Origin of the sequence: Paraburkholderia sp. RAU6.4a, from assembly GCF_050435625.1 — a bacterium.
Classification (GTDB): Bacteria; Pseudomonadota; Gammaproteobacteria; order Burkholderiales; family Burkholderiaceae; genus Paraburkholderia; species Paraburkholderia tuberum.
The window spans coordinates 1,255,892-1,271,352 of record NZ_JBNDKQ010000003.1; the positions used below are offsets into that span (position 1 = coordinate 1,255,892).

The 15,461-nt window shown below is 63.8% G+C and carries 15 protein-coding genes; 5 read left to right on the forward strand and 10 right to left on the reverse strand.

The annotated features are described in order from the left end of the window. Positions 1-62: 62 nt before the first annotated feature. The 3 genes from OKW40_RS30340 to OKW40_RS30350 form a co-directional block, all read right to left on the reverse strand. Positions 63-980, reverse strand: coding sequence for a dihydrodipicolinate synthase family protein (locus OKW40_RS30340; RefSeq protein ID WP_429403932.1), 918 nt, complete (start codon positions 978-980; stop codon positions 63-65). Positions 981-1,238: 258 nt separating this feature from the next. Next, the gene (locus OKW40_RS30345; protein ID WP_429493137.1) at positions 1,239-2,354 is read right to left on the reverse strand and encodes a succinylglutamate desuccinylase/aspartoacylase family protein; all 1,116 of its coding nucleotides are present in this window, start codon (positions 2,352-2,354) and stop codon (positions 1,239-1,241) included. 37 nt (positions 2,355-2,391) lie between these two features. Beyond that, positions 2,392-3,159: a transporter substrate-binding domain-containing protein gene (locus OKW40_RS30350; RefSeq protein ID WP_429493138.1), complete on the reverse strand. Its 768-nt coding sequence runs from the start codon at positions 3,157-3,159 to the stop codon at positions 2,392-2,394. Between the two features lie 114 nt (positions 3,160-3,273). On the opposite strand from OKW40_RS30350, the gene OKW40_RS30355 reads away from it, so the two are divergent. Beyond that, positions 3,274-4,194 (forward strand): LysR substrate-binding domain-containing protein, encoded by a 921-nt coding sequence (locus OKW40_RS30355; RefSeq protein WP_429493139.1) that lies wholly within the window; start codon positions 3,274-3,276, stop codon positions 4,192-4,194. A 29-nt stretch (positions 4,195-4,223) separates the two neighbouring features. Here OKW40_RS30355 and lysA read toward each other — a convergent pair whose 3' ends face one another. Beyond that, entirely contained in the window at positions 4,224-5,480 is a 1,257-nt protein-coding gene (lysA, locus tag OKW40_RS30360) for a diaminopimelate decarboxylase (protein ID WP_429493140.1), read from the reverse strand. A 120-nt stretch (positions 5,481-5,600) separates the two neighbouring features. Between lysA and OKW40_RS30365 the strand changes: the two genes are divergently transcribed. Then, entirely contained in the window at positions 5,601-6,539 is a 939-nt protein-coding gene (locus OKW40_RS30365; protein ID WP_429493141.1) for a LysR family transcriptional regulator, read from the forward strand. 213 nt (positions 6,540-6,752) lie between these two features. Then, positions 6,753-7,607, forward strand: a complete 855-nt coding sequence (locus OKW40_RS30370; RefSeq protein WP_429493142.1) for an oxidoreductase — start codon at positions 6,753-6,755, stop codon at positions 7,605-7,607. A 33-nt stretch (positions 7,608-7,640) separates the two neighbouring features. Here OKW40_RS30370 and OKW40_RS30375 read toward each other — a convergent pair whose 3' ends face one another. From OKW40_RS30375 to OKW40_RS30400, 6 genes are all read right to left on the reverse strand, one after another. Then, positions 7,641-8,075 carry a rubredoxin gene (locus tag OKW40_RS30375; RefSeq protein WP_429493143.1) on the reverse strand — a complete coding sequence of 145 codons (435 nt, stop codon included), beginning with the start codon at positions 8,073-8,075 and terminating at the stop codon, positions 7,641-7,643. Between the two features lie 70 nt (positions 8,076-8,145). Next, positions 8,146-8,271 (reverse strand): hypothetical protein, encoded by a 126-nt coding sequence (locus OKW40_RS30380; protein WP_260335064.1) that lies wholly within the window; start codon positions 8,269-8,271, stop codon positions 8,146-8,148. Between the two features lie 225 nt (positions 8,272-8,496). Continuing rightward, positions 8,497-9,687, reverse strand: coding sequence for an aromatic ring-hydroxylating oxygenase subunit alpha (locus tag OKW40_RS30385; RefSeq protein ID WP_184057830.1), 1,191 nt, complete (start codon positions 9,685-9,687; stop codon positions 8,497-8,499). Between the two features lie 213 nt (positions 9,688-9,900). Further along, positions 9,901-11,352 (reverse strand): glycosyltransferase family 2 protein, encoded by a 1,452-nt coding sequence (locus OKW40_RS30390; RefSeq protein ID WP_429493144.1) that lies wholly within the window; start codon positions 11,350-11,352, stop codon positions 9,901-9,903. A gap of 93 nt (positions 11,353-11,445) precedes the next feature. Further along, positions 11,446-12,045 (reverse strand): cytochrome b, encoded by a 600-nt coding sequence (locus OKW40_RS30395; protein WP_429493145.1) that lies wholly within the window; start codon positions 12,043-12,045, stop codon positions 11,446-11,448. 357 nt (positions 12,046-12,402) lie between these two features. Next, positions 12,403-13,317: a LysR substrate-binding domain-containing protein gene (locus tag OKW40_RS30400; protein WP_184057824.1), complete on the reverse strand. Its 915-nt coding sequence runs from the start codon at positions 13,315-13,317 to the stop codon at positions 12,403-12,405. A 100-nt stretch (positions 13,318-13,417) separates the two neighbouring features. On the opposite strand from OKW40_RS30400, the gene metC reads away from it, so the two are divergent. Together metC and OKW40_RS30410 are read left to right on the forward strand one after the other, a co-directional pair. Continuing rightward, a complete protein-coding gene (metC, locus tag OKW40_RS30405) occupies positions 13,418-14,581 on the forward strand; it encodes a cystathionine beta-lyase (protein WP_429352804.1) in 1,164 nt (387 codons plus the stop codon). Between the two features lie 38 nt (positions 14,582-14,619). After that, complete coding sequence (locus OKW40_RS30410; RefSeq protein WP_429352803.1) at positions 14,620-15,459, forward strand: ABC transporter substrate-binding protein; 840 nt, start codon at positions 14,620-14,622, stop codon at positions 15,457-15,459. The last annotated feature ends 2 nt before the right edge of the window (positions 15,460-15,461 follow it).

Genomic DNA, 15,461 nt, shown 5'->3' on the forward strand with positions numbered 1-15,461 from the left:
GTCCCGCCTAAGTGGCGGACAGGGTGCCGATGTTTTTTAAGGCTCGTATTGAAACGCGGTGCTTAGAGGCCGACGTCCGGCAGTGCCGGACGGGTGGCGAGCGCCTTGGCGACGATGTCTTTGACTTCGGCGAGCGCGCCGCCTTGCAGCGCGAGGCGCGGCGGACGCGTGACGGCGCTGCCGCGGCCGAGCAGTTCCTCGCACAGCTTGATGCATTGCACGAGGTCGGGGCGCGCGTCGAGGTGCAACAGCGGCATGAACCAGCGGTACAGCGACAGCGCTTCATCGAAACGCTTCTGCGTGGCGAGGCGGAACAGCGTCTCGCCCTCCTTCGGGAACGCGTTCGACATGCCCGACACCCACCCTTGCGCACCGACCGCGATGCTTTCGACGACGACGTCGTCGAGGCCGGCGAACAGCACGAAGCGGTCGCCCACCGCGTTGCGCAGATCGATGAAGCGTCGCGTATCGCCCGACGAATCCTTGAAGCAGACGATGTTCTCGCAGTCCTGCAGTGCGATCAGCACGTCCGGCGTGACGTCGTTCTTGTAGATGGGCGGGTTGTTGTAGATCATCACCGGCAGATCGGTGCTGGTCGCGACCGAGCGGAAATGCGCGGCAGTTTCGTGCGGCTTCGCGGAATAGACGAGCGCCGGCATGACCATCACGCCGTCGACGCCGACACGCGCGGCTTCACGCACCGTCTGCCGCGCGAACTCGGTCGTGAACTCGGCGACACCCGCGACGACCGGCACCTTGCCGCCAGCCGCGTCGCGCGCCGCCTCGATCACCTGCAGTTTTTCCGACGTGCTCAGCGAGGTGTTTTCGCCAACCGTGCCGCAGACCACCAGACCCGACACCCCGTCCTTGACGAGATTGCTGACCACTCGGTGCGTCGCGTCGATGTCGAGCGAAAAATCCGGCTTGAACTGGGTGCTGACGGCGGGAAACACCCCGCTCCATTGGATAGCCTTGCTCACTTTGTCCGTCTCCTTCAAAAAGCCGGCCGCGCCGACACACGTTGAGTATGACGACGAGTATCGGCCTTTATCCGGAGGCGGGCTTGGGCTTTTTCGTGGCTGAAAGAGATTAAATCCGCACAACAGGCGAGGCGCCGGATCGCCGGCCGGGCGGGCGCCGGCGACTTCGCAGCAAGGCGGCTGAGGCGCACGTCGGCACCGTCGCGTGAGGCGCCGAGACGGCCCCTGGATGCCGAGTCCGGCATAGCCGCTACGCGCTCAGGCGCCCAGCAACACGCCCGTTCGGATCGGCCGCGTGCCGGTCACGCGACCGAGCGGCGCACCGGCCGTCACGAAACGGATCGCGCGCCGCATGTACAGCACCCCTTCGGTCTGGCTCTCGATCGTGGTCGTCTCGTCGGTCAGCGGGTCGACGATATCGAACAGCGGCTGGCCGACGCGGATCTTGTCGCCGATCTTCGCGCGGTGCACGAGAATCCCGCTCACCGGCGCATAGAACTGCTCGCTGCCCGCGAGCGGCGTCGCCGGCGACAGCAGCGGCGGCAACGGTTTGGCCTCGCCCCGAATCGCGCCGCGCCACACCAGATAGTCGACGAGCGCGTCGGCATCCTGCTGCGCGACTTCATACGACACGTCGCGCTGGCCGCGGCATTCGACCGTCACCGCGATCGAGCCGGTCGGCACCGGCTTGCTCGCCGGCATCTGCTGCTGCAACGTCCACCACAGCAGGCTGTGGGTTTCGTCGAATGCGCCGCCGCCCGAATCGGTCGCGAGCAACGACGCCTCTGCACCGAGATAGCGCGACAGCGGCTCGAACTCGGCCCAAGCGGATTCGCTCGTGTACACATGCATCGCCGCTTCGAGCGAGCAATGCAGATCGATCACGACGTCCGCGTCGCACGACAACTTCAAGAGCGCCAGTTGCAGCGACTCGAATTCGGTCAGCGGCTTCTGTTGCGCGAGTTCGGCCGCGAGCAGCTCGCGCACGATGCGGCGGTTCTGGTTCGCGTCGGCGCCGAGCGCCTCTTTCGCATTCGCGACGAGCTTTGCGAACTGCACGAAATGCCGGTTGAAGTTCTTGCCACTGCCGAGATCGAAGCGGCCGATGAACTGCCCGAGCACGTATTGACTGAGCCCGACCGGATTCGACACCGGCACGAGCACGATTTGCGCGCTCAGCGCGCCGGCTTCCTCGAGCTCCCGCAGACGCCGCTTCAGCAGCACCGTGGTCAGCATCGCGGGCGTTTCGTCGGCATGCAGCGACGCCTGGATGTAGATCTTCTGCCCGCTATTGGCCGGGCCGAAATGAAACGACACCAGTTCGCGGTGCGTGCCGATGGCTGGCGACACAAGCGGAATCGATTGCCTGTTCATGAATGGAAAGCCGTGAAGATAATGTTGGAAATCTGCATCAATTGCCGTACGGATCGAAGTCGAAGTACTTCTTCGCGATCTGCGCATAGGTGCCGTCTTTGCGCATCGACGCGATCGCCGCGTTGATCGATGCCTGCACCGCGGTTTCGTCCTTGCGCAAGCCGATGCCGACGCCGCGATCTCCCATCGAAAGCGGCTCGCCGACAAACGCGAAGCCCTTGCCCGCGGGCGTGCGCAGGAAGCCGTAATCGGCCTCGACGGTGCCGAGCAACGCGCCGTCGAGCCGGCCGTTCTGCAGATCGGCGAACACCTCGTCCTGGCTCTTGTAGGCGACCACGTTCGCGCCGAGCGGCGTCCAGTTCTTCAGTGCGTAGCTCTCGAACTGCGTGCCCGACTGCACGCCGATCTGCTTGCCGGCAAGTCCGCTCGCCGTAGGCGCGAGCGACGAGCCTTGCCGCGCGATCAGCCGCGACTTGAACTGGAACAGCTTCGACGAAAACAGAATCTGCTGCTCGCGCTTCTCGGTGATCGCCATCGACGACAGCACCGCGTCGATCTTGCGCGCCTGCAGCGCCGGAATCATGCCCGAAAACTCGAGTTCGACCCACTGACAATGCGCGTGGATGCGCCGGCAAATCTCGTTGCCGAGATCGACGTCGAAGCCCTTCAGGCTGCCATCGGGCGCCTTCGAGTCCATCGGCGGATAGGTCGGATCGATGCCGAGGCGCAACGTGTTGGCGTCAGCGGCGAACGCGCCGCTGCTGAAAGCCAGCGCGGCGCAGAGAGTCATCAGTGGAGTTTTCATGGAAGGCGACGATGAGCGGATCAGGACAGCGTGATCGTAAGCCGCTGTGGCGCCTCAAAGAAGTCCCGTTCGGACTATCATGATCACTTTTACCGATCACCAAACCCTGTCGCCATGGCATTGACGATTTCCCAGCTGCGCGCGTTCACGGCGGTCGCCGAGCATGGCAGCATCCGCGCGGCCTCGCGCGCGCTCGGCATCGCGCAAAGCGGCATCACGCAGCAGTTGCAGCACCTCGAATCGATGCTCGGCGCGACGCTGTTCACGCGCACGAATCGCGGCATTGCGCTGACCGCGCTGGGCCAGCGGCTGCTGCAGCGGGCCGGCGCGATCCTCGGTGAATGCGAGCGTGCCGAGGAGGACGTGCGGCAACTGCGCGGCGACTATGTGGGCGAGGTCACGTTCGGCATGACGACAGAGCCGCTCGTCGACGCGTTCGCGCCCGTGCTGATGGAATTTCGTGCGCGCTTCGAGCGCGTCGCCGTGCATCTGCGCACGGGCACGTCGCGCATGATGATTTCGTGGATCCGCGAAGGCACGCTGGATTTCGCTGTCGCGCTCGTATCGAAGCAGACCGACACCGCCGATCTGTCGGTCACGCCGCTCTATCCGTCCGACCCGGTGATCGTGTGCCGGCGCGGTCATCCGAAGGCGCGCGCGAAGTCGCTCGCCGAACTCGTCGATTGCACGTGGGTGACGACGCGCTCGCCGAATCTGACCGAGGAGCCGCACGTCAACCGGTTGAGCCATCTGTTCGACAGCTACGGCTTGCCGCCGCCGAAGATCGTCGCGACCGTCGAGGGCTTGTACGAGACGCTGCACCTGGTAGCCGCGACTGATTGCCTGTCGCTCGAATCATCGGTCATCGCGAAGCGCGGGCCGTTCGCGGACGTGCTGACGACGATCCCCGTGCGCGAGCGCGCGTTGCAGCAGAACGTCTGTCTGCTGCAACGCGCCGCGATTCCGCTGACCCCAGCCGCGCAGGAGTTCGCGACGATGATCGCGTCGTACACGCGCGCGGTGCGGGCGCATTGAGCGTTGAGTGTTTAGCTCCAATGCGCCGCTCAAGCCGCCGTTGCTTCGAGCGCTATCAATTCTTCGACGCGCTGCCTGCGCCGGATCAGCCGCGCGTTGCCGCGCTCGATCAGCACCTCGGGCGCGAGCGGCCGGCTGTTGTAGTTCGATGACATCGACGCGCCGTACGCGCCTGTGTCATGGAACACGAGCAGGTCGCCCACTCGAGGCGCGGGCATCGACCGGCTCGTGACGACACCGCCTTGCGCCTGCGTGAACACGTCGCCGGCTTCGCACAGTGGCCCCGCCACGCTGAACGAGCCGGCCGGCGCATCGCTCGGCGTGCCGTTGCGCCGAAGCACGCTGATCTCGTGATAACTGCCGTAGTACGACGGCCGCACCAGGTCGTTGAAGCCTGCATCGAGCAACGCGAATTGCCGCGACGGCCGCCGGTTCAGCGCGTGCACTTCGGCGACGAGTACACCTGCCTGCGCGACCAGAAAGCGCCCCGGTTCGATTTCGAGTCGCACGCGATGCCCGACGCGTGCTTCGATGCGGCGCCGCGCGTCGTCCCACAGCCGGAAATATTGCGCGGTATCGACACTCAGCTCGCCATCGCGATACGGCACCGACAAACCACCACCCGCGGAAATCGCCTCGATATCCTGATCGAGTTGCGACACCGCATCGACCATCGCATCGCACACTTTCGCGAGATGCGCGTAATCGACACCCGAGCCGATATGCATATGCAGCCCGACGAGCTTCAGCCGATAGCGCCGCACCAGTTCGAGCGCGCGTGGCAGGTCATCGCGCCAGATGCCGTGCTTGCTGTGCTCGCCGCCTGTGTTGGTCTTGCTGCTGTGGCCGTGACCGAAGCCGGGATTGATCCGCAGCCACACGCGATGGCCTTCGCTCGCGTGTCTCCCGAGCCGTTCGAGCATGTCGGGCGAGCCGGCGTTGACCGTGATTCGCTCGTCGAGCACGGTGGCCAGCGTCGCGTGGTCGAGCACGTCGGCGGTGAAGACGACGCCTTCGGGCCCACCGTTCGATGCGGGTTGAGCCGCATAGCCCGCGGCAAAACTGCGCGCGAGTTCACCCAAAGAGACCGCATCGAGCATCACGCCTTCGTCGCGCATCAGCTTCAGGATGTGCACGTTCGAACAGGCCTTCTGCGCGTAGCGGATCGTGTCGAAACTGCGCAACTGCGCGATGCGCTGGCGGATCGTGTCGGCGTCATAGACCCATAGCGGCGTGCCGTGCTGGCGCGCGAGGTCGGCGAGTTGACGGGAGTCGAATGGCGTCATGGTCGGTTGCATGTCGAAGCTTTGCGAAAGCGATAGCCGACATGATGATCCGTGGCGATCATTCAGTAAAATACCAATCTATTGCTCGCCTATTCACTTTTGATATAGCACGGACCCACCATGGCGCTCACGCACCGGCACATCGAAATCTTCCGCGCGCTGATGACGGCCGGCAGCGTGACCAAGGCAGCCGAGATGCTGTTCACGTCGCAGCCCACCGTAAGCCGCGAACTTGCGCGCATGGAACAGAGCATCGGCTTCGCGTTGTTCGAGCGAGTGCAGGGCCGGCTGCGTCCCACGCAATCCGCGCTGACGCTGTTCGACGAGATCAAGCGCGCGTATGTCGGGCTCGAACGCGTCGCGTCGACGGCGGCCGCGCTGCGCGAATTCAAGGGTGGCCAGCTGTCCGTGATCGCGCTGCCGGTGTTTTCGCATTCGATCCTGCCGGGCGCCGTCAAACGCTTTCACGATGTGCAGCGGGGCGTCAGCGTATCGATCGCGACGCAGGAGTCGCCGTTTCTCGAAGAATGGCTGAGCGCGCAGCGCTACGACCTCGGCCTCACCGAGCACGACGCGCCGCCGCCCGGCACGCGGCTCACGCCGCTCATCGCCGTCGATGAAGTGTGTGTGCTGCCCGACGCTCACCCGCTGCTCGCGAAACGCGTGATCGCATTGAAAGATTTCGCCGATCAGGCGTTCATCAGCCTGTCCGCGAACGATCCATACCGGCTGCAAATCGACGAAGCGTTCGCGCGAGCCGGCATCGCGCGCCGCCTGCTGATCGAAACGCCGACCGCGGTGTCCGTGTGCAGCTTCGTGCGGCAAGGGCTCGGCATTGCGATCGTCAATCCGCTGACCGCGCTCGATTTCGCGGGCCACAATCTGCATATCCGGCCGCTCGCGTCGTCGCTGCCGTTTCGCGTCAGCGTGATCCGTCCCGAGCACCGGCCCGCGCATCCGCTCGCGGACGCGTTCGTCGGCGCGCTGCAAAGCGAAGCCGCCGCGCTGCGGCTACAATTGAAGCGCCGCACCAGCCCCAAGCGGTCATCGCATTCATAGCAGTCACGGCGGCGTCCCCGCTTCATCGCCGGGCGAATCCGCGCAGCGCGACGCGCGTTCGCGCGGGGCCACCGCGCGGACCGGGCACGCTTCGAGCTGACATCACCCGCATACCGATTACCGACGCGCCGCGCGTCTGCGCCGCATCGGGGCGCCGTTTTTAGCGCCGTTTCCCAGTCTTCACGTCATAGACCCTCAACAGGAGTGTTCCAAATGATGAATCGAGACAATCCCGTCTGGCTGATCACAGGCTGTTCCACCGGCTTCGGCCGCGAGCTCGCGAAGCTCGTGCTCGAACGCGGCTGGCGCGCGGTCGTCACCGCGCGCGATGCATCGAAAGTGAAGGACATCGCAGAGGGGCACGGCGAGCGCGCGCTGGTGCTGCCGCTCGACGTGACCAATCGCGCGCAGATAGAAACCGTGGTCGCGCAGGCGAAGCGCCATTTCGGCCGCGTCGACGTGCTCGTCAACAACGCGGGCTACGGTTATCTGGCCGCGATCGAGGAAGGCGAGGACAGCGAAGTCCGCGCGATGTTCGAGACCAACGTGTTCGGCCTCGTCGACATCACGAAGGCCGTGCTGCCGATCATGCGTGAGCAGCGCAGCGGTTTGATCGTCAACGTGTCGTCGATTGGCGGGATTGCGAGTTTCGCGGCGACCGGCTACTACCATGCGACGAAGTACGCAGTGGAAGGGCTGTCGGAATCGCTCGCGCTGGAAGTGAAACCACTCGGCATCGGCGTGCTGATCGTCGAGCCTGGGCCGTTTCGCACCAACTGGGCGGGTCCGTCGATCAAGCAGTCGGCAACGTTGATCGACGACTATGCGTCGACCGCCGGCGTGCGCCGCAAGCAGACCGAAGCGCGCAGCGGCAACCAGGCCGGCGACCCGGTGCGCGCCGCGCAGGCGATCATCGATGCGGCGTTGTCGGACGCGCCGCCGCTGCGTCTGCTGCTCGGCAAGACCGCGCTCGATCTCGCGTACAGGAAGCTCGACTTTCTGCGCGGCGATTTCGACACCTGGCGAGCGACGAGCGAGGGGGCGGATTATCCGGAAGGGACGGCGTAGAGCGGGTTTATCAGCCGAGCCTCGGCCCGCCGCTTAAAACTCCACCAGCGCAAAATCTTCCTTGCCCACATCGCACAGCGGGCAGCGCCAGTCGGCCGGCACATCGGCCCAGCGCGTGCCCGGCGCGATGCCCTCTTCCGGCACGCCGGCGGCTTCGTCGTAGACCCAGCCGCAGATCACGCAGACCCATTGCTTGAAGTCGTCGGCTATGGCGACGTTCGCGGCCAACGGCGCATCGGGCGTACCGGTCGCAGCGGCATCCGCCGCGCACGTGCGCGCCGTCGCATCGAGGCTCACGACGAGCGGCGCGACCGTGCCGCTACCGGTTCCCGCGAGCCGCGCCTTCAGGCTGTCGAGCAGGCGCTGCGCTTCGTCGCGGGTCAGATCGATCCAGTACGGATCGCCGGCGCCGTCGTTGAGCCGCTCGGGGGAAAACTGGATTTCTACGGCTACGCCCTTCTTGTACATGGCAATCAAAAATCTCGAGAAAGCCGGCGTCGCGCCGGCATATGGCCGCCCGCGCGACGCGGGCGCTGCTTCAGTGCGCGTGGACCAGCAGATTCAGCGCGATCGAGGCGATCAGGCCAGCGGCGCCGATCAGGCCAAGCAACTGCAGCAGAGTGAGGGATTTACGCGAGTTGGCGGGGGTTTGTTGCGTGGTCACGAGCGGGTCTTGAAGTTCGGAAAAAGCGCAATGGTACACGGGTGCGGACGCGACGAATGTCGATTGGCGCAAACTCGCGCGCAATCAAAGTACCGGGCGATATTATCGCCGCTCGCGCGCCGCGCATTGTCTACCGTGGGGAGATGGATTAATTCCAGGCGAGGGGGAAAGCCGTGGCGGGACGGGGTGCGCGGCGCCGGTGAACAGACCCGCACCGCGCCGCGCTCAGGTCTTGGCGAGCGGATCGCCGTGACGCGAATCCCAGAAACGGATCACCGCCGTATCGCCGGTGCCCGCGCCGACCACCTGGTCCGGCGCGCCGCACTCGCGCAGCAGCGCGCGCAAGTCGTTGATGACCGGGAACACCTCGTGATTCCAGTCCGCTCCCTGCGAATCGTGGGCGCGCTGCTCCGCCTCGACGATCTCGCGATCCTCCTTGAAAATGCGTTCGGTGAACCACACCAGCAGCGGCCATGCGAGATTCATCACACCGGGAATGCCGGGCTTGCGGATCGACAGCAGCCCGAACGTTCGGTTGGTGCGCTGCTCGCGGTCGAGCGGCACATAGACGATCCACAGGTCCATCACCAGCGTCTGCTCGTCGTTGCGGATTTGCAGCGTCTGGAACGGGTATTCGGTGCGGATCGTCATGACGTCTTTGTCGCCGGAGCCACCGGTCTTGCGCCTCTCGCCGAACACCATCGCCTCGCCTAGCGGCTGCTGCCCCTCCATGCGCGCAAACGTGTAGTCGACCTCGACCCAGCCCTCACCGCGCCGCCGCCCGAGCGAACGCGCGCGCATGCGCCCCATCTGGCGGCGATGCAGGAACTGATGATTCATGTCCATCAGGTTCTCGTGCATGAACGAATAATGACACTTGACCGGACGGCCGAAACGGCGCGTCTTGTACTTCGGGTCGGACACCGAGCGAAAGCCCGGCAACGGCCGCTCCTCCGCGAGCGCGGCGTCGCCGGGAAACACGAAGATCAGTCCCTCCACTTCCTGACACGGATACGAGCGCACACCGTTCGGTAGACGCTCGCGGCCCAGGTACGGCACGTCGATGCACTTGCCCGAGCAGTCGTAGGTCCAGCCGTGATAGCCGCAGCGAATCGATTCGCCGTCGACCACGCCCTGATGCAGCGGCACCTGCCGATGCGCGCAGCGATCTTCCAGCGCGAACACTTTGCCGCTCCCGGTGCGCGCGAGCACGATCGGATCGCCGGCGAAGGTCACGCCGAGCGTCTTGCCGCGCTTCACTTCATGCGACCACGCGAGTGGGTACCAGTAATCCGGATGAATGGCGACGCGGCGCAGATCGCGCACCGGCGCCTCGTGAGTGGCTTGAGCAGGCGCGGCAGCCAGCGTTGCGCCTGCGGATTCCTGGTCCTGTTCGAGCGGGGGAACTGCATGCATAGGTCAAGCCTCCGTGCACCAGCGGATGGAAGGTTGCCGCGCTGCATGGCAGTGCGGCATCTTCATCAGTCTACTTGATGCAGCCGTCGCATGGCACTTTCGCCGGCATGCGCGATGCATCGCAGCACACATTGCGCGGCAGCGCGCATCAGGGTGACGAGCTACCTTTACCACACCCGCCCTACAGAAACATTGACCTGCACTTCGAGCTGCTCAATCCTCGTCGACCGCGACGAGCCCGGAGCGCCGTTGCACGCCCCACGCGCGGCCGCCGCGCAGAAAATGCAGCCAGCCGAGCGCGGCGCCCAGGTGACGCGCGAGCTGGAACGTGAACGGCTCCGCAACGGCCGCGAGCATCGCCATGCCGAGACTGTTGCCACTGCGCTCGCCGGTCCAGCGCCGGTAGAGATGGATGCTCCACAGGTAAAACGCCAGATCGATCGCCGTTTTCAGGCCGATCACGCTGAAGATCGACACGACGATCGCCCCGTGTCCGCCGAACAGAAAACCGAGTAGCAATGCGAATGCCGTGAGGCCGTAGATCGGCTGCATCGTGTCGACCGCCTTGACCGGCAGCATCAGCATGCCGAGCGTACCGTAGCGCCGATTGCCGGTCATGTCGCGGTTCCAGTACTGGGTCTGCAGGAAACCCGCGAACCAGCGGCGGCGCTGGCGCAGAAAGCTCGCGAGGGTGTCGGGCGCATCGGTGCGCGCATGCGCTTCGCCGACCACGCGCACGTCCCAGCCGAGCTCGTGATCCACCGAATAGCGGCGCAGCCGGTGAATCAGTTCGTAATCCTCGACCAGACACTGCGGATCGAAGCCGCCGACCGCGACGAGCGCATCGCGCCGGAACGACGCGAATGCGCCCGAGATCAGCAGCAGGCTGTCCGCGCGCATCCACGCGAAACGCGCGATGAAGTTGCGCATGTACTCGTAGGTCTGGAACCACTGGAACACGCGGCCCGACAGCGACTTGCCGCAGACCGGCACGAGAATGCCCGCTGCCGCGACGAGCGACGGCTCGCTCGCGAACGCGGCGCGCATCGCGTAGGTGGCGTCGTCGTCGAGCAGCGTGTCGGCGTCGACGGTCATCACGGTGTCGGTCGTCATCACGGTGATCGCGGCGTTCAGCGCGCGGGCCTTGCCGCCGTGCGGCACGCGCAGCCAGAACAGGTTCGGATGCAGCGAGCTCGGCGCGCTCAGCACGCCATCGGCGGCGGGCGTGAGGCCGAAGCGTTGCGTGAGCAGCTCGGCGGTGGCGTCGGTGGAGCCGTCGTCGGCGATCACGATCTGCGCGGGGCCGTGCGTTTGCCGCAGCAGCGCGGCGAGCGTGACCGGCAACACGGCCGCCTCGTTACGCGACGCGACGATGACACCCATGCCCGGCAACTCGCGCCGTTCGTGGTCGGCTTCGAGCGGCGCCGCGCGGCGCGTGAGCGGCAACGACTTCCACGTGACGAACGCGAGCAGCAACGTGTCGTATGCGACATACGCAATACCGGTCGACCACGCGAGCGCGCCACGCAGAAAGAATGCTCGCGCGAACAGCAGTGCCCACAGCACGACGACGCTGGAATGGATCAGCGTGCTCGATAGCGTCGCGCGACGCGGCAGAATGCGCGGCGACGCGACAGCGAGTGCCTGTTCTAGGGTCTTCTTCAAGGTGAGTGTTTCAGGGTGAGTGTTTCAGGTTCAGCTGGGTTGCGGTTAGTGGGCGAAGCTGTGTTCGCGCGCCATCAAAAACACGCCGCGGCTTCACGGCGTCATGCGCTTCAACACCGATTTGCGATCGAGCCACTCATGCTTGAGCGCGCCGCCGACATGCATCGCCAGCAACGCATAGAGCGCATAACCGAGCCACGCATGCAGCGCGCCGAAGCGATCGTGCAACGTCTCTTTCAGTGTCGGGTCGAGATGCATCACATAGCCGATGCGCGGCCATTGGAACAGGCCGAACCAATGCATCGGATGCGTGGCCGCGTCTTTCCACGCGGAATCGTGCAGCCAGCCGGACAGCGGCAACGCAATCATCAGCAAATACAGCGCGAAGTGCGCGAGGTGCGCGGCAATCTTTTCCCACGACGGAAACTCGCGCGGCAACGGCGGCGGCTTGTGCGACACGCGCCACAGGATGCGCAGCAGCGCGAGCCCGAGCACCGTGATGCCGATCGATTTGTGCGTGTCGATCACCGGACGCACCCAGTCGTCGGGCAGCGAATCGGCGGACAGAGCGAGCACGACATTGGCGCACATCAGCAACGCGATCAGCCAGTGCAGCGTCATCGCGGTGCGCGTATAGCGCGGCGGGCGAGAGGCATCGGTCGAATCGGTCAGGGAATTCGCTTGGGTGTTCATGGGGGTTCCGTTCGCGAGGGCGATGAATGCCGCGAAAGCTGTTTGAAAATCGACGCTACCGGTATCAGGCAAACGCCCAAGTGTGCCGTTTTATTCCGCAAAGCGCTTAACCTGCGTGTTTCAGTTTGTTTCGGGCTTCGGATGCACGACCCGCGCGCAAATCGCACTCGCATGGCTGCTTTTTAGCTGGTGTTTTGGCCCATGTTCTGGCTGGCGTCCCGCAGATCAGCGCGGGACTCGCGGCAGCATCGAGTTCACCTTGCGCTTGCGCGCGTTCGAGCCGTCGCTCGAACGCGGTGTCGAACGTGACCAGGCCAGGCGCGATGTAGCGATCAAGCGTGTCCGATTTCTATCCGATCAATTCGCCAGCGCCCTTTTGAGCGCCTTCTGGTCACGTTCGAGCTGCATTCTCATGTGCCGCATGAACTGCCTCGCGGTTTCCGTGAGTGGGGTACCAGGGCGAAACACCAGCACTCCTGTGAACATTACCTCGATGTCGATCGGCTTCACGACGAGTCCCCGCTCTGCGAAGTCCAACGTCACGAGCGGATGAGCGATTCCTATACCGACTCCCGCGAGCGCCAGTTCGCAGATCGTGTGCGAATACGGCGTCTCGACGACCGGTTTGAGACGGATTTCGCGTGCCGTGAGTTGCGTTTCCAGGCGTAGCCTGGTGCTGTCTTCGGGATTCAGCGCGATGAAAGGAAATTCAGGCAGGTCCGCAACAGCGATGACAGGACGCGTGGCCAAAGGATGATGTGAGTTCATCACTGCGACAGCCCGCATACGCGCGAACACCGAGTGTTCGAGGCCGGCCATCGACATCTCGTCGGACATCAGGCCGAAATCCACCTGTCCAGCCGAGACCTTCTCATGCACTTCGCGCGAACTCATCACCTGTAGCGAAATTTGCACGTTTCTGGACGGGGCATCGAACGCCGCAATGACACGTGGCAGAAAGCCGGTGCCCAGTGCCGGCAGAGAGGCGATCGCCATGCGGCCCAATCCGTAGGACCGCAAACTACGGATTCGATGCTCGATGACCTCGAATCCGCGAAAGTACTGGTCAACCTCACGCATCAGGGCGACGGCTTCCTGGGTGGGAACGAGCCGGCTGCGTATCCGCTCGAACAGGCTGAAGTCCGCCATGGTTTCCAGACGCCTGATGGCCTGACTGACAGCCGGTTGCGAAATGCCGAGCAGGGCCGCCGCCTTGCTCGTGCTTCCTGCGTTCATGACCGCCCTGAACACTTCGATATCCCTGATCCGCATAACCTACACTTATTGAGCTAATTATTTCCGATGTTGATGCAATCCCGGGTAAAAGTAAACTTCGATCATCAATCCACCTTGAGGCATCGCCGGGAGCAAGATGACAAGCAATCCCCAGAAAGCGCCGCAGCCGTTCCGCAGCCTGTCCCCATCCGTCATGCGGGCATCGACAGTTGTATTCGATTCTCTGGCCGAGTTTTCGCGCCGCAAGGAGCGGCAACCGGACGGTTACAGCTATGGCATCACCGGAACGCCAACGGCTCGTGAACTGGAGCACCGCATCGCCGAGCTCGAAGGTGGCGCGCATTGCGTGGTGACGCCTTCCGGTCAATCCGCGCTGATGACGACCGCGATGGGCTTCGTGCGCGGCGGCGATCACCTGCTGGTGTCCGCTGCCTGCTACGGCGCGTTCAAGACATTCGCGCATAAGTGGCTGGCGCACTTCAACGTCGAGGTCGAACTGTATCCGCCGGCAATCGGGGCTGCGATTCAAAAGTACATCAAGCCCAACACCCGCATGATCTGCATGGAGTCGCCGGGGACGGTGACGATGGAGATGCCCGACATTCCGGCGATCGTCGAAGTCGCGAAACGTCACGGCGTATTGACGATGATGGACAACACCTGGGCAAGCCCGCTCGCTTTCAAACCGCTCGAACATGGTGTGGATTTCAGCGTCGAAGCCGCGACGAAATTTTTTGGTGGTCATTCGGATCTACTGGCGGGCTGCATCAGCATGAACGACGCGGATTACTACGCGACCTTGCGCGAGACGCAGAGCGTTCTCGGCCAGCAGACCAGCCCTGATGACTGCTTCCTCGTCATGCGCGGCCTGCAAACCCTGAAGGTCCGCTTCGCTGCCCAGAGCGCCTCAACGCTGCAGATTGCGAGGGAACTCGAACGTCACCCGGAAGTGAGCAAGGTGCTGTTCCCGGCACTGCCGTCCGATGCCGGTCATGCCATCTGGAAGCGGGATTTTGCGAGCAGCGGGTGTCTCTTCTCCCTGATCCTCCAGCCCGCGGCGGAGGACGCGTTCAACGCATTCTTCGATACGCTCCAGTATTTCCCCATCGGGGCGAGCTGGGGAGGCGTGCATAGCCTCGCTGCCTACTACCCGGCCCCGTTGCAGGCCGAGCGTGCGTTCCCGCTTACCGACCAGCCTATCGTGCGCCTTTCGATCGGGTTGGAGGACCCGGCGATGCTGCTTGCGGATCTGAATGCCGGTCTTGACGCATTCGGACGCGCCCGGGCAACCGCTGCGTAGATTTTTTAATTCAACTTACCTGGATGAGTGAGTACGAGATGAAATCAATCAAGAGATGGAGACGCTTTGTCACGGTAGCGAGTTTCATGACGCTTTCCGCGGCATTCAGTTCACCCGCTACTGTGCAGGCAGCGGATCTTCTCGCGCAGGTGAAGGCGAATGGCACATTGCGCGTGGCCAACACCCAGAGTAGTCCCCCATGGAGCATGCTTGACGAAAACAATCAACCTGTCGGCTACGACGTTGCAATTGCAAAGGAAGTCGGCAAGCGCATTGGCGTGCCGAACGTAGTATTCGTTGCCGATTCGTTCAAGAACTTCGTGGAAGGGTTGAAGACGGGCAAGTACGACCTTGTGATGAACGATCTCACACCTACACCTGAACGGCAACAACAGGTTGATTTCGGCGATCCATACGGCGTGGAGGATTTCCGCATTTTCGTACCCGCCGGCAACACAGACATTAAGGGCAAGGAAACCCTTAAAGGCAAGCGAGTGGGAGTGGTCACTGGCTCGAGCAATGAAACATGGGCACGAGCACACCTGCATGACTCCGACATCCGTTCGTACGATAACGGGGGACTCGTCTTCAGCGATCTGGGCAATGGACGTATCGACGCAGTCATCATCTCGCACTTCGGCGGCATGAAGTACGCCAACGTCAACCATTTACCGGTCAAGGAAGTGGGCGAACCCTTGATCTACCAGCTATCAGCGCCGGCTTTGCAGAAAGGCCAACCGGCCCTGCTCGCAGCGGTCGATAAGGCGATTGCAGACATGATGGCTGACGGGACGATCGAGGCCATTGCCAGGAAGTGGGTCGGGCAAGATTACGATATGGCCGGCACGATCACCAAAGCGAAGGCACACAAGGAGTAGTC

Excerpts from the sequence above, each read along its gene's own strand:
- OKW40_RS30345 (WP_429493137.1), bottom strand. The coding sequence starts at position 2,354 with ATGAACAGGCAATCGATTCCGCTTGTGTCGCCAGCCATCGGCACGCAC.
- OKW40_RS30350 (WP_429493138.1), bottom strand. The coding sequence starts at position 3,159 with ATGAAAACTCCACTGATGACTCTCTGCGCCGCGCTGGCTTTCAGCAGC.
- OKW40_RS30355 (WP_429493139.1), top strand. The coding sequence starts at position 3,274 with ATGGCATTGACGATTTCCCAGCTGCGCGCGTTCACGGCGGTCGCCGAG.
- lysA (WP_429493140.1), bottom strand. The coding sequence starts at position 5,480 with ATGACGCCATTCGACTCCCGTCAACTCGCCGACCTCGCGCGCCAGCAC.
- OKW40_RS30365 (WP_429493141.1), top strand. The coding sequence starts at position 5,601 with ATGGCGCTCACGCACCGGCACATCGAAATCTTCCGCGCGCTGATGACG.
- OKW40_RS30370 (WP_429493142.1), top strand. The coding sequence starts at position 6,753 with ATGATGAATCGAGACAATCCCGTCTGGCTGATCACAGGCTGTTCCACC.
- OKW40_RS30375 (WP_429493143.1), bottom strand. The coding sequence starts at position 8,075 with ATGTACAAGAAGGGCGTAGCCGTAGAAATCCAGTTTTCCCCCGAGCGG.
- OKW40_RS30385 (WP_184057830.1), bottom strand. The coding sequence starts at position 9,687 with ATGCATGCAGTTCCCCCGCTCGAACAGGACCAGGAATCCGCAGGCGCA.
- OKW40_RS30395 (WP_429493145.1), bottom strand. The coding sequence starts at position 12,045 with ATGAACACCCAAGCGAATTCCCTGACCGATTCGACCGATGCCTCTCGC.
- OKW40_RS30400 (WP_184057824.1), bottom strand. The coding sequence starts at position 13,317 with ATGCGGATCAGGGATATCGAAGTGTTCAGGGCGGTCATGAACGCAGGA.
- metC (WP_429352804.1), top strand. The coding sequence starts at position 13,418 with ATGACAAGCAATCCCCAGAAAGCGCCGCAGCCGTTCCGCAGCCTGTCC.
- OKW40_RS30410 (WP_429352803.1), top strand. The coding sequence starts at position 14,620 with ATGAAATCAATCAAGAGATGGAGACGCTTTGTCACGGTAGCGAGTTTC.